Origin of the sequence: Streptomyces sp. NPDC005811, from assembly GCF_040630405.1 — a bacterium.
Classification (GTDB): Bacteria; Actinomycetota; Actinomycetes; order Streptomycetales; family Streptomycetaceae; genus Streptomyces.
The window spans coordinates 170,931-193,995 of the sequence record NZ_JBEXXK010000007.1 but is presented as its reverse complement, the minus strand read 5'-3'; the positions used below and the strand labels follow the sequence as shown (position 1 = coordinate 193,995).

18 protein-coding genes and 1 pseudogene are annotated in these 23,065 nt (G+C 73.1%); 7 read left to right on the top strand and 12 right to left on the bottom strand.

Translation table 11 applies throughout. The annotated features are described in order from the left end of the window. Positions 1–2,331: a hypothetical protein gene (locus ABZ490_RS10350; RefSeq protein ID WP_358987253.1), complete on the top strand. Its 2,331-nt coding sequence runs from the start codon at positions 1–3 to the stop codon at positions 2,329–2,331. 28 nt (positions 2,332–2,359) lie between these two features. Here the strand turns inward: ABZ490_RS10350 and ABZ490_RS10345 are convergent, their stop codons facing one another. The 4 genes from ABZ490_RS10345 to ABZ490_RS10330 all read right to left on the bottom strand — a co-directional run bounded on the left by ABZ490_RS10345 (position 2,360) and on the right by ABZ490_RS10330 (position 7,970). Beyond that, positions 2,360–3,814 carry a dihydrolipoamide acetyltransferase family protein gene (locus ABZ490_RS10345; RefSeq protein WP_358987249.1) on the bottom strand — a complete coding sequence of 485 codons (1,455 nt, stop codon included), beginning with the start codon at positions 3,812–3,814 and terminating at the stop codon, positions 2,360–2,362. A 10-nt stretch (positions 3,815–3,824) separates the two neighbouring features. Beyond that, positions 3,825–4,817: an alpha-ketoacid dehydrogenase subunit beta gene (locus tag ABZ490_RS10340; RefSeq protein ID WP_358987246.1), complete on the bottom strand. Its 993-nt coding sequence runs from the start codon at positions 4,815–4,817 to the stop codon at positions 3,825–3,827. A 1-nt stretch (position 4,818) separates the two neighbouring features. Beyond that, complete coding sequence (gene pdhA / locus ABZ490_RS10335) at positions 4,819–5,997, bottom strand: pyruvate dehydrogenase (acetyl-transferring) E1 component subunit alpha (protein ID WP_358987243.1); 1,179 nt, start codon at positions 5,995–5,997, stop codon at positions 4,819–4,821. Positions 5,998–6,374: 377 nt separating this feature from the next. After that, entirely contained in the window at positions 6,375–7,970 is a 1,596-nt protein-coding gene (locus ABZ490_RS10330; RefSeq protein ID WP_358987240.1) for a protein kinase, read from the bottom strand. Positions 7,971–8,343: 373 nt separating this feature from the next. On the opposite strand from ABZ490_RS10330, the gene ABZ490_RS10325 reads away from it, so the two are divergent. After that, complete coding sequence (locus ABZ490_RS10325; protein WP_358987237.1) at positions 8,344–9,981, top strand: protein kinase; 1,638 nt, start codon at positions 8,344–8,346, stop codon at positions 9,979–9,981. Positions 9,982–10,076: 95 nt separating this feature from the next. Here ABZ490_RS10325 and ABZ490_RS10320 read toward each other — a convergent pair whose 3' ends face one another. Further along, positions 10,077–10,625 carry a bacterial proteasome activator family protein gene (locus ABZ490_RS10320; protein ID WP_358987234.1) on the bottom strand — a complete coding sequence of 183 codons (549 nt, stop codon included), beginning with the start codon at positions 10,623–10,625 and terminating at the stop codon, positions 10,077–10,079. Between the two features lie 133 nt (positions 10,626–10,758). Here ABZ490_RS10320 and ABZ490_RS10315 point away from each other — a divergent pair, with 133 nt between their 5' ends. Then, entirely contained in the window at positions 10,759–11,481 is a 723-nt protein-coding gene (locus ABZ490_RS10315; RefSeq protein WP_358987231.1) for a hypothetical protein, read from the top strand. A 9-nt stretch (positions 11,482–11,490) separates the two neighbouring features. Here the strand turns inward: ABZ490_RS10315 and ABZ490_RS10310 are convergent, their stop codons facing one another. Then, the gene (locus tag ABZ490_RS10310; protein WP_358987228.1) at positions 11,491–12,471 is read right to left on the bottom strand and encodes an NAD(P)H-quinone oxidoreductase; all 981 of its coding nucleotides are present in this window, start codon (positions 12,469–12,471) and stop codon (positions 11,491–11,493) included. A 124-nt stretch (positions 12,472–12,595) separates the two neighbouring features. On the opposite strand from ABZ490_RS10310, the gene ABZ490_RS10305 reads away from it, so the two are divergent. Both ABZ490_RS10305 and ABZ490_RS10300 read left to right on the top strand, forming a co-directional pair. Further along, a complete protein-coding gene (locus tag ABZ490_RS10305) occupies positions 12,596–13,597 on the top strand; it encodes an ATP-binding cassette domain-containing protein (protein ID WP_358987225.1) in 1,002 nt (333 codons plus the stop codon). Continuing rightward, positions 13,594–14,442, top strand: coding sequence for an ABC transporter permease (locus ABZ490_RS10300; RefSeq protein ID WP_358987221.1), 849 nt, complete (start codon positions 13,594–13,596; stop codon positions 14,440–14,442). The genes ABZ490_RS10305 and ABZ490_RS10300 overlap by 4 nt, the downstream gene beginning before the upstream one ends. A 22-nt stretch (positions 14,443–14,464) precedes the next feature. Here ABZ490_RS10300 and ABZ490_RS10295 read toward each other — a convergent pair. Next, positions 14,465–15,097: pseudogene (locus tag ABZ490_RS10295) on the bottom strand (NAD(P)-binding protein); the annotation flags it as partial. 119 nt (positions 15,098–15,216) lie between these two features. On the opposite strand from ABZ490_RS10295, the gene ABZ490_RS10290 reads away from it, so the two are divergent. Continuing rightward, complete coding sequence (locus tag ABZ490_RS10290; protein ID WP_358987218.1) at positions 15,217–16,335, top strand: potassium channel family protein; 1,119 nt, start codon at positions 15,217–15,219, stop codon at positions 16,333–16,335. 22 nt (positions 16,336–16,357) lie between these two features. On the opposite strand, the gene ABZ490_RS10285 is transcribed toward ABZ490_RS10290, so the two are convergent. From ABZ490_RS10285 to pdhA (ABZ490_RS10265), 5 genes are all read right to left on the bottom strand, one after another. Next, the gene (locus ABZ490_RS10285; RefSeq protein ID WP_358987215.1) at positions 16,358–17,791 is read right to left on the bottom strand and encodes a molybdopterin molybdotransferase MoeA; all 1,434 of its coding nucleotides are present in this window, start codon (positions 17,789–17,791) and stop codon (positions 16,358–16,360) included. Continuing rightward, positions 17,788–18,684 carry an NTP transferase domain-containing protein gene (locus ABZ490_RS10280; RefSeq protein WP_358987414.1) on the bottom strand — a complete coding sequence of 299 codons (897 nt, stop codon included), beginning with the start codon at positions 18,682–18,684 and terminating at the stop codon, positions 17,788–17,790. The genes ABZ490_RS10285 and ABZ490_RS10280 overlap by 4 nt, the downstream gene beginning before the upstream one ends. Before the next feature lie 127 nt (positions 18,685–18,811). Continuing rightward, the gene (locus ABZ490_RS10275; RefSeq protein ID WP_358987213.1) at positions 18,812–20,167 is read right to left on the bottom strand and encodes a dihydrolipoamide acetyltransferase family protein; all 1,356 of its coding nucleotides are present in this window, start codon (positions 20,165–20,167) and stop codon (positions 18,812–18,814) included. Then, positions 20,167–21,171 (bottom strand): alpha-ketoacid dehydrogenase subunit beta, encoded by a 1,005-nt coding sequence (locus ABZ490_RS10270; RefSeq protein ID WP_358987210.1) that lies wholly within the window; start codon positions 21,169–21,171, stop codon positions 20,167–20,169. The genes ABZ490_RS10275 and ABZ490_RS10270 overlap by 1 nt, the downstream gene beginning before the upstream one ends. Then, positions 21,168–22,304, bottom strand: a complete 1,137-nt coding sequence (gene pdhA / locus ABZ490_RS10265; protein WP_358987207.1) for a pyruvate dehydrogenase (acetyl-transferring) E1 component subunit alpha — start codon at positions 22,302–22,304, stop codon at positions 21,168–21,170. Before pdhA (ABZ490_RS10265) ends, ABZ490_RS10270 begins: the two co-directional genes overlap by 4 nt. A 176-nt stretch (positions 22,305–22,480) precedes the next feature. Here pdhA (ABZ490_RS10265) and ABZ490_RS10260 point away from each other — a divergent pair, with 176 nt between their 5' ends. Beyond that, positions 22,481–23,044: an Lrp/AsnC family transcriptional regulator gene (locus tag ABZ490_RS10260; protein WP_358987204.1), complete on the top strand. Its 564-nt coding sequence runs from the start codon at positions 22,481–22,483 to the stop codon at positions 23,042–23,044. The last annotated feature ends 21 nt before the right edge of the window (positions 23,045–23,065 follow it).

Sequence of the window (23,065 nt, the reverse complement as noted above, 5' to 3'; positions counted from 1 at the left end):
ATGAACAGCGACGCTGACCAGCAGCACCTCGCGCAGGCCGACCCGGCGTACGCCTCCGGGCAGTTGGCCAGGGCGCTCAGGACCGCGCTCACCCATGACGACCCCGACACCCGCCGCCGTGCCGGGGACCGCGGGCGTTCCTGGCGGGCCGTCCTCGCCGGCATGGCGGAGGGCGTCCTGGCGATCGGCTCCCGCACGCCCGTCGCGGGACTCCCCGCCTGGGTGACCCCCGAGGTGCTGCGCGGCGGCTTCGCCACCGGCGAGCCCGCCGCCGCCGGGCCCCTGACGGAGTACGAGAAGGAGGCGGCACGCGACGCCGGGGTGCCGTACGAGCGGCAGGCGCTGTTCGCGTACTGGCTCTCCGCGGACGGCCTGGGCCGGCTCTACGCCCTGCTGGACAGCGGACGCTACGAGGTGACCGTGCCGGAGGAGGCCGCCCTGCTCACCGTGGCCTGGCTGGCCCGCACCGGGCGGACCGGGGCCGCGGCCGCCCTCGTCGCCGAACTCGCCCCGTTCGCCGGGCGGCTGCGGTTCACCCCGCGTCCGGCCGGCCGCCCCGTGCCCGGGGCCGACGCCGTGCACCGGGCGACCGTCGCCGACGCCGGGGAGACCCTGGCCCGGCGCCGTCCCAGCAAGGCCGTGGAGACCCAGCGGGAGGCGCTGACCGTCTGGCAGCCGTTCGCCGACGCGCTCCTCACGCACTGGCTGGAGACCGTCGACGACGAGGGCACCCTCCGGATACCGGAGCGGGCCGCCCACGCCGACTGGTACGAGCGCGGCTCCGCCCTGCTCGGCCGCTACCACGAGCTGGCGCGCCGGCACACGTACTGCACCAAGCACCTCGATCCCCGGCAGAACCTGACGATCCTGCGCGGCGCGCTGGAGAAGACCGTCCACGGCCGGGGACCGGACCCGCGTCGGCTGGGGCTGCTGCGGCACGCCGTCACGGCGATGGTGCGGCGGCGCGGACGGCCCGGTTCCGCCCGGCACACGGCCCTGCGCCGGGAGCAGGCCGCGCAGGCGGCGCTGCCCTCCCACCACGCGCTGGCCCAGCTGGTGCTGCGCCGGCTCTCCGGGCTGGAGCGGACGGTGGGCGTGGCCGATCCGCGGCCGCTGCTCGTGCCGGTGACGGAGGCCGAGGCGAGGGAGACCGGGCTGCCGGCGGGCGCCGTGATCCCGGCCGGGGTCCGCCGGCCCGTCGAGGGCGCGCTGAGCGCTTCCCTGGAGACGCTGGTGGAACGCGGTCTGGTGCCCTCGGCGGAGGTGCTCGCGGAGATCGTCCCGCAGCTCGTCGCCGTCACCGCCGCGCAGGCCTACCCGGAGGGCGTCCTGCGCACGCTGGCCGTCGCGCACCACCGTGCGTTCGCCGGCCGCCGCTCGCTGCTGTTGCTGAACCTCCAGCAGCAGGTGCGGATCGAGGAGCTGCCATGGGTGCGGGCCGTGGCCGGACAGCGCACCGAGGCCGGGGCCGACGGCGACGCGGTGGTCGCGCTGCGGCGGCTGGGCGAGCTGGCCGTGCAGGCGTTCCCCGCGACGATCCTGCCGAACCCGCTGGTCCGCGAACTGTCCGTGCTCGCCCGCCAGGCCGACCTCGGCGCACCCCTGGTGGAGGAGCTGGCCAACGACATCTTCATGGGCGCGTTCAGCCCGAAGTTCCTCGCCTCGGCACGGGTGGCGGCGGAGCTGCTCGGCGGCGGCTCGCTCTACGAGCGCTACTACCGCATCGACTACGCGGCCGTCCGCAACCTGGCGATCGCGGAGGTCGCCGAGGCCCTGACCCGCAAGGACCGGCCGCGGACCTCGCCGGGGTTCGGGAAGCTGTGCCGGGAGCGGGCGGAGGCCTTCTCCGCGGGGAGCCGGTCCCGGTCGTCCGGCTGGTCGGTGGCCGGGAACGGCACGGTGATCGAGCAGGCGCAGATCCTCACCACGCACAACCTGGCCACCCTGGTCCACCGGGTCGGCATCGCCCCGTCCCCGGGCTGGGCGGACCTGGCGCGCCGCAGCTTCGTCACCGTGTGCCGGCTGACCGGGCGGGTGCACGGCCAGGTGTTCCCGCTGGCCACGATCAAGGACGCGGCCTACGCCTGGCGGCAGATGATCTTCCAGCTGTCGCTGTGCGCGGCGCGGGAACGGGCCGCGACCCTCGCCTGGCTGTCCGAGGAGGCCGCCCGTCACCCGGGCCATGTCGGCGCCCGGCTCGCCCCGGCCCTGACCGGGCTGCGCCAGGTCGCCGAGGGCGGCCACGCCGACGACGGCACCGGCCGGATGTTCCTCGGCTGGGCGGTCGACGGCCACTGGCTCCAGCGGGAGCCGGAGGGGTACCGGGGCTAGGCGGTACCGCTCCGGTTCCGGTTCCGGCTCAGGTCCAGGCGATCAGCCGCTTCGGCTGCTCCAGGATCGCCGCCACGTCGGCCAGCACCTTGGACCCCAGCTCCCCGTCGACCAGACGGTGGTCGAAGGACAGCGCGAGGGTGGTGGCCTGGCGGGGCTTCACCTTGCCCTTGTGGACCCACGGCTGGAGCTTGATCGCGCCGACCGCGAGGATCGCCGACTCACCGGGGTTGAGGATCGGGGTGCCGGTGTCGACGCCGAAGACGCCGACGTTGGTGATCGTCACCGTGCCGCCCTGCATGGCGGCCGGGGACGTCCTGCCCTCCCGCGCGGTGGCGACCAGCTCGCTCAGGGACGCCGCCAGCTGCGGCAGCGTCTGGGCGTGCGCGTCCTTGATGTTCGGGACGAGCAACCCGCGGGGGGTGGCCGCCGCGATGCCCAGGTTGACGTAGTGCTTGACCACGATCTCCTGCGCCGCCTCGTCCCAGGCGGCGTTGATCTCCGGGTGGCGGCGGATCGCGACCAGCAGGGCCTTGGCGATCAGCAGCAGCGGGTTGACCCGCAGCCCCTGCATCCCGTACTTGTCGGGGTCCCGCTTGAGCTCCTCGACCAGCTTCAGCGTGCGCGTGACGTCGACCGTGATGAACTCGGTGACGTGCGGCGCGGTGAACGCCGAGCCGACCATCGCCGCCGCGGTCGCCTTGCGAACGCCCTTCACCGGGATACGGGTCTCCCGCACCGCGTCGTACGACGCGACGGGCGCCGGCGCGGGCGTGGTGACCGGTGCCGGCGCGGGGGCCTGGGCCGGGGCCGTGGTCTGCGGGGTCGCCGCCGCGTGCACGTCCTCCCGCGTGATGATGCCGTCCGGGCCGGTCGGGACCACGGAGGTGAGGTCCACGCCCAGGTCCTTGGCGAGCTTGCGCACCGGCGGCTTGGCCAGCGGCCGCTCCGTCACGGCCGGGGTGCCGGTGCCGCCGTGGCCGTTCAGCTCGGACTGCACGGCGGAGGAGGCGGCGGCCGCGGCGGGCTCCTGGGCCGGGATCGCGCTGCTCTTGCGGGGGCGGCGCTTGGTGGAGGAGGCGGCCACGCCGTACCCGACGAGCACCGGCGTGCGGCCGGAGCCCTCCGGCTTCTTCTCCTCGGGGGCCGGGGCGGCGGGGGCGGCCGGGGCTGCGGCCGTCTGCACCGGTGCCGGTGCGGGGGTGTCGGCGGGGGCCGCGCCGCCCGCCACGTCCACCGCGATGATCGACATGCCCACGTCCACCGTGGTGCCCTCGGGGAAGTGGAGCGCGCGCACCACACCGTCGTAGGGGATGGGCAGTTCGACGGCGGCCTTGGCCGTCTCGACCTCGCACACCACCTGGCCGTCGGTGACCGTGTCACCGGGCTGGACGTACCACTTGAGGATCTCGGCCTCGGTCAGGCCCTCGCCCACGTCCGGCATCTTGAACTCGCGTACGGACGCTTCCGTCATCGTCGTCACGACCCTCTCCTCAGTACGCCAGGGCACGGTCGACGGCGTCGAGCACCCGGTCCAGGCCCGGCAGGTACTCCTCCTCCAGACGGGCCGGCGGGTACGGGGCGTGGTAGCCGCCGACCCGGAGCACCGGGGCCTCCAGGTGGTAGAAGCAGCGCTCCGTGATCCGGGCGGCGATCTCCGCGCCGGAGCCGAAGAACACCGGGGCCTCGTGCACCACGACCAGGCGGCGGGTCTTCTCGACGGAGGCCTGGATCGAGTCGAAGTCGAGCGGGGAGACCGAGCGCAGGTCGAGGACCTCGAGGTTCTTGCCCTCCTCGGCGGCGGCTCCGGCCGCCTCCAGGCAGAGCTTCACCATCGGGCCGTAGGCGGCGAGGGTGAGGTCGGTGCCCTCACGGACCACCCGGGCCCTGTGCAGCTCGCCGGGGATGGCCTCGGTGTTGACCTCGCCCTTGTCCCAGTAGCGCCGCTTGGGCTCGAAGAAGATCACCGGGTCGTCGCTCTGGATGGCCTGCTGCATCATCCAGTACGCGTCGGAGGCGTTGGAGGGGGAGACCACCTTCAGGCCGGCGACGTGCGCGAACAGCGACTCAGGGGACTCGGAGTGGTGCTCGACCGCGCCGATGCCGCCGCCGTAGGGGATGCGCACGACGACCGGCATCTTGACCTTGCCCAGTGAGCGGGCGTGCATCTTGGCGAGCTGGGTGACGATCTGGTCGTAGGCGGGGAAGACGAAGCCGTCGAACTGGATCTCCACCACGGGGCGGTAGCCGCGCAGGGCGAGGCCGATGGCCGTGCCGACGATGCCGGACTCGGCGAGCGGGGTGTCGATGACACGGCTCTCGCCGAAGTCCTTCTGCAGGCCGTCCGTCACCCGGAAGACACCGCCGAGCTTGCCGACGTCCTCGCCCATGACGAGGACCTTCGGGTCGGTCTCCAGGGCGCGCCGCAGCGATTCGTTGATCGCCTTGGCCAGGGCCATGTTCTTGGATGTCGCCGTCTCAGCCATCTCAGTTACCCCCCTCGTCCGCGAACGACGCCTGGTAGGCGGCGAACTGGGCGCGCTCCTCGTCGACGAGCGCGTGCCCGTCCGCGTACACGTTCTCGAAGATGGCGAAGTGGTCCGGGTCCGGCATGGCACGGACCGCTTCGCGCACTCGCCTGCCCAACGCCTCGCTCTCGGCCTCGAGTTCCGCGAAGAATCCCTCGTCCGTGTGGTTTGAGGTCTCCAGGTGGCGGCGCAGGCGCAGGATCGGGTCCTTCGCCTCCCACGCCTCACGCTCCTCGTCGGCCCGGTACTTCGTCGGGTCGTCGGAGGTGGTGTGGGCGCCCATGCGGTAGGTGTACGCCTCGACGAGGGTCGGGCCCTCGCCGTTGCGGGCCCGCTCCAGGGCCCAGCGGGTGACCGCGAGGCAGGCCAGCACGTCGTTGCCGTCGACGCGGACGCCGGGGAAACCGAAGCCCTGGGCGCGCTGGTAGAGCGGGACGCGGGTCTGCTTCTCGGTCGGCTCGGAGATCGCCCACTGGTTGTTCTGGCAGAAGAACACCACCGGCGCGTTGTAGACGGCGGAGAAGGTGAAGGACTCGGCGACGTCGCCCTGGCTGGAGGCGCCGTCGCCGAAGTAGGCGATCACCGCGCTGTCCGCGCCGTCCTTGGCGATGCCCATCGCGTAGCCGGTGGCGTGCAGCGTCTGGGAGCCGATGACGATCGTGTAGAGGTGGAAGTTGTTGCCGTTGGGGTCCCAGCCTCCGTTGTTCACCCCGCGGAACATGCCGAGCAGGTTGGTCGGGTCGACCCCGCGGCACCAGGCGACGCCGTGCTCGCGGTAGGTCGGGAAGACGTAGTCGTCGTCGCGCAGCGCCCGGCCGGAGCCGATCTGGGCGGCCTCCTGGCCGAGCAGCGAGGCCCACAGGCCCAGCTCGCCCTGGCGCTGGAGGGAGGTGGCCTCGGCGTCGAAGCGGCGGGTGAGCACCATGTCGCGGTAGAGGCCGCGGAGCTCTTCGGGGGTGACGCCGGAGACGTACTTGTCGTACGCGGCGTTCTTGACGCGCTCGCCCTCGGGCGTCAGCAGCTGTACGAGCTCGGGCTCGGTGCCTGGCGCGTTCCTTGCGGTCGTGCGCTTGCCGGCCGTGCTCTTGGTTCCGGCGCTGCGTCGCGGTTTGCGCGCGGCAGTGCTCTCCACGGTCACGTGTGCTCCTCCGTCGGTCCGGCTACCCGGGTTCGCCGGGTTGCCAGTGCGGCTCATCTGCGCCTTCGCATCCGCACAGGGTGGGTGCGGCAAAACGGGCACAGATGTGACAGGTGCCCCGGCGAGCGCCCTGCAAGGGGCACGTTACCCAGTAGTCCACATTTCTGTGAAACCCCTCCTGACCTGCGTTTTTGCTTGGATTTCCAAGTAAATTCGCAAAATCGGGAACTCTTCCTGGTCACAGCCTTGCAGGGGGCCGGAACAAGGGCACGTTATCCCGGTGACCCAGGTCACGGGAAGAGTCCCCCGAATGCACTACGCGCGCGTGCCGCCCGGAAAGGGCTTCACGCGCGCGTGGCTGAAAAATGCCGGACGGGTCAGTTGCCCCCGAGGCCGGCGCCGAGGGTGGTGCTGCCCTGGTCGGTGCCGCCGTTCGAGGTGCCGTCGGTCGTGCCCTGGTCGGTGCCGCCGTCCGTCCCCGGGTCGCTCGTCGTCGGGTCGCTCGGCTCCTCCGAGGTCCCCGGGTCGGTCTCCGTGCCGGTCGGCTCGCTGGTGGCCGTCTCGGTGGGCGTGTACGACGGGGTGTACGAGGGGGTGTACGACGGCGTGTAGTTCGAACCGGAGTCCGAGCCGGTGCTGTCGTCGGAGGAGTCGTCCGAGGACTCCTCGGAGGCCTCGTCGCTCGGTGACTCGCTGGCCTCGGCGCTCTGGGACTGGCTCACGCTCGGGGACTCGGTGGTCTCGCTGTCGCCGCTGCTGGTGCCCTTGTTGTTCAGCGCGAGCGCCACACCGGCCGCGATGGCGATCACCGCGAGGACGGCCAGGATCCACAGCTTGCCGCGGCCGCTGCCCCGGTTCCCGTGGCCCTCGAAGCCGCCGTCGTCGCCGCTGCCGTAGCCCGTGGGCAGGATCGGCTGCGGGATCTGGGAGGTCATGCCGCCGTCGTGCTGGGGCATCATCGTGGTGCCCGCGTAGGGGCTCGCGGCGGTGCGGCCGTCGTGCATCGCGACCGGGCCGGTGTTCCAGGTGCCGGTGTGGCCGCCCTGGTCGTACAGCATCTGGAGCGCGTACTGGATGAGTCCGCGCATCTCCTCGGCCGTCTGGAACCGGTCGTCGGGCTCCTTGGCGAGGGACCGCATGACCAGTCCGTCGAGCTCCGGCGGGCACTCGCCCTCGGAGGTCTGCGACGGCGGCATCGGGATGTCCTGGACGTGCTGGTAGACCACCGACAGCGGGGTCTCGCCGATGAACGGAGGGCGCAGCGCGAGCAGTTCGTAGAGGAGGCAGCCCGTGGCGTACAGGTCGGAGCGGTAGTCGACGGCCTTGCCGAGCGCCTGCTCCGGGGAGAGGTACTGCGGGGTGCCCATGACCATGCCGGTCTGCGTCATCGTCGTGGACGCGCCGTGCAGGGCGCGCGCGATGCCGAAGTCCATCACCTTGACGGCGCCGTTGTGCGTGATGATCACGTTCGCGGGCTTGATGTCGCGGTGCACGATGCCGTGCTGGTGCGAGTAGGCGAGCGCCTCCAGCACACCGGAGACGATGATCAGGGCCTGCTCGGGCCCGGGCGCCTCGGCGTTGAGGAGGAGGTCGCGGATGGTGCGCCCCTCGACGATCTCCATGACGATGTACGGCACGCTCTGGCCGCCCACGAAGTCCTCGCCGGAGTCGTACACGGCGACGATCGCGTGGTGGTTGAGGCCGGCCACCGACTGGGCCTCGCGCGTGAAGCGGGCCTTGGAGGTGGGGTCCTCGGCGAGGTCCGCGCGCAGCAGTTTGACCGCGACGGTGCGGCCGAGTCGTACGTCCTCGGCCGCGAACACCTCGGCCATGCCGCCCCGACCGAGTCTGCGGGTCAGCCGGTACCGGCCGTCGCCGACCAGCCCGCCGTTGCCCCAGTTCTCCGGCGCGTCTGACATTCCGCCGCCAGTCGCCTCGGGGTCGGACGGGCCCTGGGGCTGCTGCTGTGCCATCAGTCCTCGCCGTCGTTTCTGCCCGCGGTGCGCGCGGTGTTGTTACGGTCTCCGTCGGCCACGCTACAGCCTTCGCGCAAGCCTCCGGTCCTGGATGAGCCCCTGCCGGGCTCCGCCGCCGGTCGGAGACGGACCGGTCATCAAACCCGTACCACCGGCCGGCGCGCAAATTCTGTGTACCGGCCGCAAGCCACCTGTAACGCTTCCGCGACGCTTCTTTCTCGTAGGGTCACGGAACGGGCACCGAGCTTGACGTGTCAGTGCCCTGCGGCAGACTTGGCCGGGAATAGCACTTTCGATCAATGACAGTCAACGGAAGAGAGACGCCCGGCGGCGGACGACGGCGCCTCAGGGCCTACGGGGGACGCGGAACATGAGCCAGGACGGCGCCCAGGGCGCGCACGCGGGGCGGGCGCTGGCCAATGGCCGGTATCAGCTGCGCGATCTGCTCGGCCAGGGCGGCATGGCCTCGGTGCACCTCGCCTACGACTCGGTCCTCGACCGTCAGGTCGCGGTCAAGACCCTGCACACCGAACTCGGCCGTGAGCAGGCCTTCCGTGAGCGCTTCCGGCGCGAGGCCCAGGCAGTGGCCAAGCTCACGCACACCAACATCGTCTCGGTGTTCGACACCGGCGAGGACGAGATGGGCGGCCTGACGACGCCGTACATCGTCATGGAGTACGTGGAGGGCCGCCCGCTCGGCTCCGTGCTCGACGAGGACGTGCGGCAGCAGGGCGCGATGCCCGCCGACAAGGCACTGAAGATCACCGCGGATGTACTGGCGGCGCTGGAGATCAGCCACGAGATGGGGCTGGTCCACCGCGACATCAAGCCGGGCAACGTGATGATGACCAAGCGCGGCGTCGTCAAGGTGATGGACTTCGGCATCGCCCGCGCGATGCAGTCCGGTGTCACGTCGATGACGCAGACCGGCATGGTCGTCGGCACCCCGCAGTACCTCTCGCCCGAACAGGCCCTGGGCCGGGGCGTGGACGCCCGCTCCGACCTGTACTCGGTCGGCATCATGCTGTTCCAACTGGTCACCGGGCGGCTGCCGTTCGACGCGGACTCGCCGCTGGCGATCGCGTACGCGCATGTACAGGAGGAGCCGGTGGCGCCCTCCTCGATCAACCGGGCGCTGCCGCCGGCCGTGGACGCGCTGGTCGCCCGCGCCCTGAAGAAGAACCCGAACGACCGCTTCCCGAGCGCCGTCGCCATGCGCGACGAGTGCCTGCGGATCGCCGCCTCGCTCCAGCCGGCGCCGCCGAGCATCGTCCCGGGCACCCCGGTGCAGAGCGGCTCGGGCGTGGGCTCCGCGGTGTTCCCGCCGGTCGGCCAGAACACGCCGCAGCCGCCCCTGGGCAACGTGCAGACGCCGTACCAGCCGGCGCCGACCCCGAACCCGTACGGCGCCCCGACCCCGCCGAACGCCTCCTACGGCTACCCGCAGCAGCCCGGCTACCAGACGCCCGCCCCGGCCTACGGCCACCAGCAGGGGCCGCCCACGCCCCCGGCGTACAACCTCTCCCCGCAGCCCCCGGCGCCCGTGCCCGCGGGCGGCGGCAAGGGCAACAAGCCGGTGGTGATCGGTTCGGTCCTGGTCGCGGTGGTGACGGTGGGCGCGTTCCTGCTGAGCCTCGCCGTCACCGACGGCGGTGACGACGAGGGCGGCACCGGCGGCACCAGCGCCTCCCCCTCGGCGACGAGGGCGGCGGGCTACCGCGGCCCGGACACCGCCAAGACGATCGAGTCGACGGAGTGCTCCGAGCCGGAGGAGTCGTACAACGACCCCGACAAGGTCCGGGTGCCGAACTTCAAGTTCAAGTACATCCAGTCGGTCAAGGCCTGCTTCCAGGCGGCCGGCTGGAAGATGAAGATCAAGTACGTGGACGAGAACACCTACGGCGACGGCGCGGTGATGGACCAGTTCCCGTCCGCCGGTACCGACGTCGACCCCTCGGACGTGCCGGAGATCGAGCTGAGCGTGTCGACGGGCGATCCGGCGTCCTGACCGGCCCGGCGGCAGAGGAAAGGGCCCGGCGTGGACGCCGGGCCCTGTTGTTGTCTACGACTGTGGAAAACGCTGCGCCCCGAGGGCTGCCGTGCCTAGAGGTACGGCCCGCCCGTGCGGCCACCCGCGCGGGGGTCGTCGACCCCCTCGTGACCGCCCACCCCCGGCGGCAGCGCCCGGCGCATCTGCTCCAACTGCGCCCGCGCGGCCATCTGCTGGGCGAACAGCGTGGTCTGGATGCCGTGGAAGAGCCCCTCCAGCCAGCCCACCAACTGGGCCTGCGCGATGCGCAGTTCCGCGTCGCTGGGGGTGGAGTCCTCGTTGAACGGCAGGGACAGCCGCTCCAGCTCCTCGACGAGCTCCGGCGCCAGGCCGTCCTCGAGTTCCTTCACCGAACTGGAGTGGATCTCCTTCAGCCGGGCCCGGCTCGCCTCGTCCAGGGGAGCCGCGCGTACCTCCTCCAGCAACTGCTTGATCATGCTGCCGATCCGCATGACCTTCGCCGGCTGCTCGACCTGCTCCGTCACCGGGATCTCACGGGAGTCCTCGTCGGCGTCGACGCCACCGAGTGCCATACCGTCCTGGCCCACGACCAGGATCTTCTGGGCGGTCTCCGGCGACCTTTCGTTCCTCGGCATCTCCATGCCGCCATTCTCTCGCACCCCTCCACCTCATCACCGTGGTGCCCCCCATGAAGGAAGATCCACCATTTCCGCACGGCACGCGTTCGGTGTAGTCCGGTATGCGGCGCTTTGGCGGGGGTGTGAGTCTGAGGGCGTGACTCGATTGCGGCGGGGGTTGTGCGCGGTGGGGGTGCTGGTGCTGCCGTACGGGGCCGTGTCGACGTACGCGGCCGTCTCGTCGTACGGAGCCGTTTCGACGTACGGGAGCGTTTCGTCGTACGGGGCCGTCTCGACGTACGGGAGCGACGCGTCGTACGGCGGTGTCCCCACGCGCGACCGGCGCGGCCGTGGGTACGGCGAGGGTGCGACCGACGACAGGGGCCCGGCGCACCACAGGGGCCCGGAGACGGCCGCCTCCCGCTCCGCCTCCGCTTCCTCCTCCCCCGAACCCGACCGGGCCGGAAGCCGGGCCGGTGAGGGGCGGGCGCGGCCCGGGCGGCCGGACGAGGAGAAGGGCGCGGCCCAGGACGAGGACGACACGGGCCAGGAGTCCGGGGACGGCGGGGACGGCGGAGACGGCGGGGAGGGGACGGACGGCACCGGCGCCACCGAGGGTTCCGGTGACACCGGCTCCGGCGACGCCGGCGACTCCGAGGGCGCCGGCGACCCGGACGCCGAGGCCGGAGCCGAGTCGCCGCCGGAGGCCGCCGTCGCGCCGGAGGCCTCCGCGCCGCAGGACGGGGCGGGACCGGCCGCCGCGGCGGGGGAGCGGGCCGACGGGCCCGTGCTGCGGATCCTGCCGCTGGGCAGCGGTCTGGTCCTCATCGGGCTCGGGCTGGGCCTCGGCCTCGCCGCGCTCCGGCTGCGGCGGTCCTGAACGGGCCCGCTACGGCACGACCAGCAGCACCTTGCCCACGTGGCCGCTCTCCTCGACGACCCGGTGCGCCGCGGCCGCGTCGCTCATCGGGATCTCCCGGTCGACGACGGGACGGACGTGGCCCTCCGCGAGCAGGGGCCAGACGTGTTCGCGCACGGCGGCGACGATGGCCGTCTTCTCCGCGAGCGGACGGGCCCGCAGCGAGGTCGCGCTGATCGCGGCGCGCTTGGTCAGGAGCGCCGCGATGTTCAGCTCGGCCTTGATGCCGCCCTGCATACCGATGATCGCGAGCCGGCCGTTGACGGCGAGGCTCTGGACATTGCGGTCCAGGTACTTCGCCCCCATGTTGTCGAGGATCACATCGGCGCCCGCGCCCCCGGTGGCCGCCTTCAGCTCGGCGACGAAGTCCTGCTCGCGGTAGTCGATCAGGATGTCCGCGCCCAGCTCGGCGCAGCGCTCCAGCTTCTCCTTGGTGCCGGCGGTCACCGCGACCTTGGCGCCGACGGCCTTGGCCAGCTGGATCGCCATGGTGCCGATGCCGCTGGAGCCGCCGTGCACGAGCAGGGTCTCGCCGGGGCGCAGCTGGGCGACCATGAACACGTTCGACCAGACCGTGCAGGTCACCTCGGGGAGGGCGGCGGCCTGCCGGAGGTCGACGCCCTCGGGCACGGGCAGCAGCTGCCCGGCCGGAACGGCGACCTTCTCGGCGTATCCGCCGCCCGAGAGCAGCGCGCACACCTCGTCGCCGACGGACCAGTCGGAGACCCCGGGGCCGAGCGCGGCGATCCGGCCGGAGCACTCCAGGCCGGGGTGGCGGGAGGCGCCGGGCGGCGGGTCGTAGAAGCCCTGCCGTTGCAGGATGTCGGCGCGGTTGACGGCGCCGGCCACCACCTCGACCAGGACCTCGCCCTCGGCGGGCACGGGATCGGGGACCTCGTCCCACACCAGCGCCTCGGGACCACCAGGTTCGGGAATCGTGATCGCATGCATGAAGGGGACGCTACCCCGCGTCCCCGACGCGGCATCCCCCGGAAATCGGCGTGCGATCACCGATGAGTTCGGTGGACGGTAAAGGTCTCCCCATGCGTAGCCCGAGTACGCGGAAGGACACCCCATGAGTCGGCACACCGCAGACCCGGCCATCGAGACCGCGGGCCTGGTGAAGACGTTCGGCGGGACCAGGGCCGTGGCCGGCGTCGACCTCACCGTGCCGGCGGGCACGGTCTACGGCCTCCTCGGCCCCAACGGCGCCGGCAAGACGACCACGGTGAAGATGCTCGCCACGCTGCTGCGGCCCGACGGCGGCGAGGCCCATGTCTTCGGCCACGACGTGGTCCGCGAGGCCGACGAGGTGCGCGGCCTGGTGAGTCTCACCGGGCAGTACGCGTCCGTGGACGAGGACCTGACCGGCACCGAGAACCTGGTGCTGCTCGGCCGGCTGCTGGGACACGCCAGGAAGGCCGCCCGGGAGCGGTCCGCGCAGCTGCTGGCCGCGTTCGGGCTGGCGGACGCGGCCGGGAAGCAGGTCAAGCACTACTCGGGCGGCATGCGGCGCCGTATCGACATCGCCGCGTCCATCCTCAGCACCCCCGACCTGCTGTTCCTGGACGAGCCGACCACCGGTCTGGACCCGCGCAGCCGCAACCAGGTGTGGGACATCGTGCGGGCGGTGGTCGCGCAGGGTACGACCGTGCTGCTGACCACGCAGTACCTCGACGAGGCCGATCAGCTCGCGTCCCGGATCGCCGTCATCGACCACGGGCGGGTGATCGCCGAGGGCACGAAGGGCGAGCTGAAGGCGTCCGTCGGCGCGGGGTCCGTGCATCTGCGGCTGCGGGACGCGGGGCAGCGGCCGGAGGCCGAGCGGGTGCTGCGGCTGGTGCTGGACGCCGAGATCCAGCGCGACCCCGATCCGGTGACGCTGACGGCCCGGCTCGCCGCGGCGCTCGGCGACACGGCCGCCGAGCAGGTCTCCCGCGCCCTCGGCGAACTCGCCCGCGCCGGGATCACCGTCGACAACTTCTCCCTCGGCCAGCCCAGCCTGGACGAGGTGTTCCTGGCCCTCACCGGACACGACACGACCGCGAACTCCCCGAAGGACGAGGTGGCGGCATGAGCACCACGACGACCACGGAGACCCGGGAACTCGCCCCGGTGAGCGCCGAGTCGCTGGCCGCGCTGCTCGTGGCCGGCGACCGGCCGGCGCGGCCCAGCGCCTGGTCGGCGTCCCTCACCTTCGGCTGGCGGGCGATCCTGAAGATCAAGCACGTGCCGGAGCAGCTCTTCGACGTCACCGCGTTCCCGATCATGATGGTGCTGATGTACACGTACCTGTTCGGGGGCGCCCTGGCCGGCTCCCCGCAGGAGTACATCCAGTTCCTGCTGCCGGGCATCCTGGTGATGTCGGTCGTGATGATCACGATGTACACGGGCGTCTCGGTGAACACCGACATCGAGAAGGGCGTCTTCGACCGGTTCCGCTCGCTGCCGATCTGGCGGCCGTCGACGATGGTCGGCTATCTCCTCGGCGACGCGCTGCGCTACACCATCGCCTCCGTCGTGATGCTCACCGTCGGACTCGCCCTCGGCTACCGGCCGGACGGCGGCGTCGGCGGGGTGGTCGCGGGGATCGCCCTGCTGGTCGTCTTCTCGTTCGCCTTCTCGTGGATCTGGACCATGTTCGGGCTGCTGCTGCGCACCGAGAAGTCGGTGATGAGCGTCAGCATGATGGTGATCTTCCCGCTCACCTTCCTGTCCAACGTGTTCGTCGACCCGCACACCATGCCCGGCTGGCTCCAGGCCTTCGTCAACAACAGCCCGGTGACCCATCTGTCGTCGGCGGTGCGGGGCCTGATGGCCGGGGACCGGCCGGTCGCCGAGATCGCCTGGTCGCTGGGGTGGGCCGGGCTGTTCGTGCTGGTCTTCGGGCCGGTCACCATGCGGCTGTACAACCGCAGGTGACGGCGGTCCGGCGCACGGCCGCTCAGTCGACGCGCACGATCGTGATGAGCCGGTCCGTCAGTTCCAGGACGCCGACGGCGGGGTCGTCGTAGGCGAGGACCCGGTGGCCGCGGACGACGCTGACCACCAGGTCGTCCGTCTCGCGCGGACCGCGGCCCGCCTCCGCCTTGGTCACGGTCCGCTCGACGAGGTCCAGCCCGCTGCCCTGCTGTATCAGGTCCTCCATCACCAGGCCGGCCGACGGGCTGAGCACGCTGAGCCCCAGCAGCCGTCCGGCCGCCCCGGCGCTGGTGATGACCTCGTCGGCGCCGGACTGCTTCAGCAGCGGCGCGTTCTCCTCCTCGCGCGCCGCGGCCACGATCTTCGCGGACGGGTTGAGCTGGCGGGCCGTCAGCGCCACCAGGACGGCCGTGTCGTCGCGCTGGGTGGCGATGACGATCTTCCCGGCCCGCTGCACCTCCGCCCGCCGCAGCACATCGCTGCGGGTGGCGTCCCCGACCACGCCCTCGTAGCCCTCGGCGGTCGCCGCGTCGATCGCCTTCGAGCTGGGGTCGATCACCACGACCTGGTCCTTGCGCAGCCCCGAGGCACAGGCCGTCCGGATCGCGGACCGCCCCTTCGTGCCGAAGCCGACGACGACAATGTGGTCGCGCAAGGGGACCTCCGGTGCGGGGAACGGACACGGGCCCTGGGACCGTGTTGCTTCATGACGGGTGGGGACCCGCCGGGAACCATGGTGCCCATCGATCGGATCACGGCCACAGGGGGCACGCGATGAAGGACCAGGAACGACAGCCCACCGGGCCGGTGCGGCTCTCTCTCGTCAGGTCCCTCTGGTACCGCTCCCGCCGTGAGGCACGCGACGACGCCGAGGCGGGGCGCTCCATCACCATGCCGGTGAGCGTCGGCGCGCCCCCGCTCCAGCAGGTGCTGCGCCGCCTCGCCATGGGACTGCTGGTGCTGGCCCTGACCACGGTGATCGTCTACGCCGACCACGAGGGCTACAACGACAACTCCGACGGTTCCGTGGACCTCCTGGACTCCGCCTACTACGCCACGGTCACCCTCTCCACCACCGGCTACGGCGACATCACCCCCGTGAGCGACACGGCCCGGCTGGTCAACATCCTCGTCATCACCCCGCTGCGCGTGCTGTTCCTGATCATCCTGGTCGGCACCACCCTGGAGGTGCTCACCGAGCGCACCCGGCAGCAGGTCCGCATCCACCGCTGGCGGATGCGCACCCGGGACCATGTCGTGGTCGTCGGATACGGCACGAAGGGCCGGCACGCGGTCCAGACGCTCGTCGGGCAGGGCATCGCCAAGGACCGGATCGTGGTCGTCGACGCCCAGCGCAAGGCCACCGAATCGGCCGGCGACGACGGGCTGGTGACCGTCACCGGGGACGCCACCCGCAGCGAGGTGCTGCGGCGGGCGGAGGTGCAGCACGCCTCCCGGGTGATCGTCGCCCCGCAACGCGACGACACGGCCGCCCTGGTGACGCTGACCGCCCGGCAGCTCAACCGGCGCGCCACGATCGTGGTGGCGGCCCGGGAGGACGAGAACGTGCCCCTGCTCCGGCAGTCCGGCGCGAACACCGTGGTCACCAGCTCCTCGTCCGCGGGACGGCTGCTGGGCGTCTCGATGGTCAGCCCGACCGTGGCGAAGACCCTGGAGGACCTGATGACCCTCGGGAGCGGACTGACCCTCTTCGAACGCCCGGTCACCGAGAGCGAGGAAGGACAGTCGCCGCGCAGCTCCACGGACCTGGTCGTGGCCGTCGTACGGGGCCGGCAACTGCTGGACTACGCCGATCCCCGCCTCACCCAGCTCCAGCAGGGGGACCGCGTGATCACGGTCCGCCGGGCGGTTCCGGCGCCCGAACAGGTGTGACGGGGTCCGCCATGCGGGTGTTTCACGTGAAACAGGCTGCCACCCCGGCTGTCGCCCACGGCAGGTCGAGGAGTTCCGTCCGCTGACCCGCCCGCGCTCCCCCCGGGGGTACGACGGCCAGCGCGTCGGCCGCCGCGACGCCCCGGAGCATCGCCGGGCCGTTGTAGTGCAGCGGGACGACATGATCGCCGCGCAGCACCACGGGAACGAGCCGGGTGTCCTGGGGATGCCCCTGCACCTCGTCCCGCAGGGGCAGCGCGTACCGCTCCTGGGCGGAACGGGCGGACAGGGTGCGCAGCAGGGGCTCGGCGAGCGTGAGCAGCCCGGAGACGGCCGCGAGGGGGTTGCCGGGCAGGCCGACGAGGTGCTGCTCGTCCTTGGTGCGGGCCAGCAGCATGGGGTGCCCCGGGCGCACCTGGACACCGTCCACGAGGAGTTCGGCGCCGATGCGGCGCAGGACGGGGTGGACGTGGTCGACGGGCCCGGAGGCGGTCCCGCCGGTGGTGAGGATCAGGTCGGCGGAGGACCTGCTGACGGCCTTGTGCAGGGCCTTCTCGTCGTCGCCGATCCGCCGCACGGCGACCACCTCGGCGCCCAGGGCCCGCAGCCACGGCGGCAGCATGGGGCCGAGCGCGTCCCGGATGAGCCCGTCGTGCGGGCGGCCCTCGGTGAGCAGTTCGTCGCCCAGCACGAACACCTCGGCCCGCGGCCGCGGTACGGCGGACAGGGTGTCGTACCCGGCGGCCGCGGCGAGGCCGAGGACGGCCGGGGTCACCACCGCGCCGACGGGCAGCAGTTGATCGCCGCTGCGGCACTCCTGCCCGCGGGGGCGGATGTCCTGGCCGTGGCTCATGTCCCGGGTCGGGTGCAGCCGGCCCTGGGCGTCGGTGCGGCCGTGCTCGCTGCGCAGGACCGCCGTGGTGTCCGGGGGGATCCGGGCGCCGGTGGCGATCCGGACGGCCTCGCCGTCGGCGAGGGGTTCGGGCGCGGTACTGCCCGCCAGCACGCCCTCGTCCCGGACCCGCCAGGGGCCGGGGCCCGCCACCGCCCAGCCGTCCATCGCGGAGGTGTCGAAGGAGGGCAGGTCGGTGAGCGCCGTCAGCGGACCGGCCAGGACCAGCCCGAGGGCGTCGCCGAGGGGCACGGAGACGGGCGCGCGGCGTGCGGCCGAGGCCCGGGACGCACGGGCGGCGACGGCCCGGGCCTCGGGCCAGGAGGTGGCGTGGTGCCGGTGGCCGTGACGTTCGGCCGCAGGGGCCGAGGCCTCCCGGGTGCGGGAGCCGTGGGTGGGGGCGGTGCCTTCGGTCCGTGCGCCGGTCTGCCCGGGGGCGGGGGCGCCGGTGGGGCGGGCGGGGCCCTTGCCGTCGTTCACGAGGGCGAGCACCTCCTCGACGTCGAAGCCCTCGGCATCGGGGGCCTCGGTGTCCTGGCCCGCACGGATGCCGCGGCGGGTCATCCGGCGTCCGGTGCCGTGTCACCGGTCCCGGTGGCGGCGGAGCCGTCGGGGCCTGCCGCCTTCGTCTTCTCCGGCTCCTCGGCCTCCTTCGCCTCGTTCGCCCAGCGCAGCGCCAGGGCGGCGGCCTTGCGGGCGGCCTCGGCGACGGCCTCGGGGCCTCCCTGGGCCTGTGCGGCCGCGTAGCCGACCAGGAAGGTGGTCAGCGGTGCGGCGGGCCGGGCCACGCCGTGGGCGGCGTCCCGGGCGAGATCGAGCAGCACCCCGGTGTCGACCTCCAGGTCGATGCCCAGCTCGTCCTTGACTGCGGAAATCCATTCGTCCAACACGTGGTCATGCTCCCTGATGCGGGCCCGGGCGGTGGCGATGTCGTCCCAGGTGTCGCAGTCGAAGGACGCGACGGGGTCGGGGACGCGGGTGAGGTCGAGTCCGGCGGTCAGCCGGCGCAGGGGCAGCCCCGTGAGGCCGCCGGGGGCGGCGCCGAGCGGCGCCAGTTCGCGGCGCAGGGCGGCGGTCCGGTACACGGCGACGAGCGGCTGGTCGCGGCCGTCGGCGTCGGTGAGCAGCGCGCCCTCCGCGGTGCCCGCGCGCAGGGCGGCCAGCAGCCGCCGCACGGTGCCGGCGGCGAGGAAGGGCAGATCGGCGGAGAGGACGAGGACGTCGTCGGCCGTGGTGCGGCGCAGTCCGGCGTCGAGCGCGGCCACCGGGCCACCGCCCGGCGGGTCCTCACGCGCCCAGCGCACGGGCCGGGCGGTGGGCCGGGGATCGGCGACCACGACGGTGGTACGGGCGTCGGCGCAGGCGGCGAGCACCCGGTCCAGCAGCGCCCGGCCGCCCACGCGCACCCCCGGCTTGTCGGCTCCGCCGAGACGCCGGGCGCCGCCGCCCGCGAGCACGACGGCGTCGTACGCGGCGGCGGCCGGCCCCGGTGGACGGCCTCCGGGGGTGCCGGGGGGTTCGGACGAGGTCACCCCCTGAGTATGCGGGCCTCCTCGATCACAGGGAACGCGGGGAGCCGCGTGATCACAGGGTGCGCAGCAGAACCGCGGGCTGTTCCACGCAGTCCGCCACATACCGCAGGAAGCCTCCGGCGGTGCCGCCGTCGCAGACCCGGTGGTCGAAGGTGAGGGAGAGCTGCACCACCTGGCGCACGGCCAGTTCGCCCTCGTGGACCCAGGGCTTGGGCACGATCCGGCCGACGCCCAGCATGGCCGCCTCGGGGTGGTTGATGATCGGCGTGGAGCCGTCGACGCCGAACACCCCGTAGTTGTTCAGCGTGAAGGTCCCGCCGGTCAGTTCGGCGGGGGTGAGCCGGCCGTCGCGGGCCACGTCGGTGAGCCGGGCGAACTCCGCGGTGAGCCCCTCGGCGTCCCGGGCGTGGGCGTCGCGGACGACGGGCACGACCAGCCCCCGATCGGTCTGCGCGGCGAAGCCCAGGTGCACCTGGTCGAACCGGACGATCTCCCGCGCCTCGAGGTCGACGGTCGAGTTCAGCTCCGGGAACCGGGCCAGGGCGGCGGTGCAGATCCGGGCCAGCAGCGCGAGGAGGGAGATCTTCGGGCCGCCGGCGGCGTTCATCGCGGCACGGGCGCGCATCAGCTCCGTCGCGTCGGCGTCCACCCAGCAGGTCGCGTCGGGGATCTCACGACGGCTGCGGGAGAGCTTGTCGGCGACGGCGCCCCGGACGCCCTTGAGGGGGACGCGATGGCCGCCGGTGAGGGCGGAGGGCACGGGGGCGGGCGAGGGTTCGGAGGTGGGCACGGGGGCGGGCTCGGGGGCGGCCACCGCCGCCCGCAGGGCGTTCTCCACGTCCACGCGCAGGATGAGGCCGTCGCGTCCGGAGCCCGTCAGCTCCCGCAGATCCAGGCCGCCCTCCCGGGCAAGGCGCCGCACCAGGGGGGAGATCACGGCGACCGGCCCCGCGGGCCCTGTGACCGGGGCGGCGGGCACGACGGGGGCGGCAGGCGCGGATGCGACCGAGCTGGGCGGCGCCAGGGATGGCGAGTGCGCGGGCCGTACTCGCCTGCGCCGCGCCGGTGCCTCCGAGGTGCCGTACCCCACCAGCACGTTGCCCGAGCCCTCGGCCGGGCCGCCGGAGGCCGGGGCGCCGGAGGCCGGGCCGCCGGCGGCCGGGGCGCCGACCGCGACCGTGATCAGCGGGGCGCCGACGGGCAGTTCGGTGCCCTCCTCGCCGAAGCGGGCGGTGACCACCCCGCCGTAGGGGCAGGGCACCTCGACCATCGCCTTGGCCGTCTCGACCTCGACGACCGGCTGGTCCACGGCGACGACGTCGCCGACCTGGACGAGCCAGCGCACGATCTCCGCCTCGGTGAGACCCTCACCGAGGTCGGGCAGCTTGAACTCCAGCACCTGTGCCATCAGTTCCCGGCCTCCCACTGCAGCCGTGCCACGGCGTCGAGGATGCGGTCGACGCCGGGCAGGTGGTGGCGCTCCAGCATCGGCGGCGGATACGGGATGTCGAAGCCGGCGACCCGGAGCACCGGCGCCTCCAGGTGATGGAAGCAGCGCTCCGTGACGCGGGCCGCGATCTCCCCGCCGGGGCCGCCGAAGGAGCCCGACTCGTGGACGACGACCGCCCGCCCGGTGCGGCGCACCGACGCGGCGACCGTCTCGTCGTCGAAGGGCACCAGGGAGCGCAGATCGACGACCTCCAGGTCCCAGCCCTCGGCCCGGGCCGCCTCGGCGGCCTCGAGGCACACGGGCACCGAGGGGCCGTAGGTGATCAGGGTCGCGCTGGAGCCGGAACGGCGCACGACGGCGCGTCCGATCGGGTCGACCGTCTGCGGATCCTCGGGGTTCCAGGTGTCCTTGGACCAGTAGAGCCGCTTGGGTTCGAGTACGACGACCGGGTCGTCGGAGGCGATGGCGGCGCGCAGCAGGCCGTAGGCGTCGGCCACCGTGGCGGGCGTGACGACGTGGAGCCCCGGGGTCGCCATGTAGTAGGCCTCGGAGGAGTCGCTGTGGTGCTCGACTCCGCCGATGCCGCCGCCGTAGGGGACGCGGATCGTGATCGGCAGCGGCATCCGGCCGCGGGTGCGGTTGCGCATCCGGACGACATGGCTGATGAGCTGCTCGAACGCCGGGTAGGCGAAGGCGTCGAACTGCATCTCGACGACCGGGCGCAGGCCGTACATGGCCATGCCGACGGCGGTGCCGAGGATGCCGGCCTCGGCGAGCGGGGTGTCGGTGCAGCGGTCCTCGCCGAACTCCTTCGCGAGCCCGTCGGTGACCCGGAAGACACCGCCGAGGGTGCCCACGTCCTCGCCCAGGACGTGCACGGCCGGGTCGGCGGCCATCGCGTCGCGCAGCGCGCGCGTGAGGGCCTGCGCCATGGTGGCGGGCTTGAGGGCGACGGTGGTCATCGGTGGGCGCCTTCCTGCTCCGCCGCGAGTTCGGCCTCCAGCAGGGCGCGCTGTTCGCGCAGCTGGGGGGTGTCCTCGGCGTACACGTGGGCGAAGAGGTCCCTCGGGTCCAGGGCCGGGTCCTGGTTCATCCGGGCGCGCAGGTCGGCGGCCATCGTCTCGGCGGCGTCCCGCGCGCTCCGCCGGGCGTCGTCGTCGAGCATCCCGCGCGCGGTGAGCTCGTGGTCCAGGAGCAGGATCGGGTCGTGCTCGCGCCAGGTCTCGACCTCGGCGTCGCCCCGGTAGCGGGTGGCGTCGTCGGCGTTGGTGTGGGCGTCGATCCGGTACGTGACGGCCTCGACGAGGGTGGGGCCGCCGCCCTCGCGGGCACGGCGCACGGCGTCGGTGAGAACCTCGTGCACGGCGGCGGCGTCGTTGCCGTCGACCAGGCGGCCCGGCATGCCGTAGCCGACGGCCTTGTGGGCGAGGGAGGGGGCGGCGGTCTGCTTGGCGAGCGGTACGGAGATCGCGAAGCCGTTGTTCTGGACGAGGAAGACGACCGGGGCCTGCCAGACGGCGGCGAAGTTCAGCGCCTCGTGGAAGTCGCCCTCGCTGGTGCCGCCGTCGCCGACCAGGGCCAGCGCCACCACGTCGTCGCCCTTGAGGCGGGCGGCGTGCGCGAGGCCCACGGCGTGCGGGAGCTGGGTGGCGAGCGGGGTGCACAGGGGAGCCACCCGGTGCTCGTACGGGTCGTAGCCGGTGTGCCAGTCGCCGCGCAGCAGGGTGAGCGCCTCGACCGGGTCGACCCCGCGGGCGACGACCGCGAGGGTGTCGCGGTAGCTGGGGAACAGCCAGTCGCGGTCCTCCAGGGCCAGCGCGGCGGCCACCTCGCAGGCCTCCTGGCCGGTGCTCGACGGGTAGACCGCGAGCCGTCCCTGCTTGGTGAGGGCGGTGGCCTGCGCGTTGTAGCGGCGGCCGAGCACCAGTTGGGCGTACAGCCGCCGCAGCAGCTCCGGATCGGCCTTCGCGGCCCGCTCGGTGCCGAGGACGCGGTAGGGCTCCGCGTCGGGCAGCAGCGGCGCGGGGTCGGTGCGGGGCTGCCAGGCGGGCGGCGGGGTCGGCCGGTACGCGCCCCGCTGCTCCATGACCGTCATGACGGCACCTCCTCGTGGGAGCGGCTCTGGGAGACGGGTCGGCTTGTGACCCGCCTCACCTACCGATTGTTCGGTCGTCGGCACATTTTGGCTACAGGCACCCTCAGGCTGTGGACAAACGGTTCTCCACAACCTGAGATGGATGCAGGACGTCCATGGCGGAGAGGCGGGGGGACATGGCACCTGAACAAATGGCCGAGCACCCGAGGAACGCGACGCCCCCGGAGAACGCGGCGGCCGGAACGGGCGGGGAGGGCGGGGAGGGCGGGGCGTACGCGCCGGAGCTGCCCCCGGCCCGGCCGCTCGACGCCATCGACCGGGACATCCTCCAGATGCTCCAGGCCGACGGCCGGGCCTCGATACGGTCGGTCGCCGAACGGGTGCACGTCTCGCGCGCCAACGCCTACGCGCGGATCAACCGGCTCGTCGAGGACGGCGTCATCCGGGGGTTCGGCGCCCGGGTCGACCATGAGCGCGCGGGCCAGGGGACGAGCGCCTACATCACCCTGAAGATCGTGCAGAACACCTGGCGGACCGTGCGCGCGCAGCTGCGCCAGCTGCCCGGCGCCTCCCACATCGCCCTCGTCGGGGGCGACTTCGACGTCCTGCTGCTGGTGCACACGCCCGACAACAGGGCGCTGCGCGAGGTGGTGCTGACCCGGCTCCAGGCCATCCCCGAGGTGCTCAGCACCCGCACACTGCTGGTGTTCGAGGAGGAGGACCTGGAACCGCAGAGCTAGGTCGTGTCCGGCCCAGGTCGT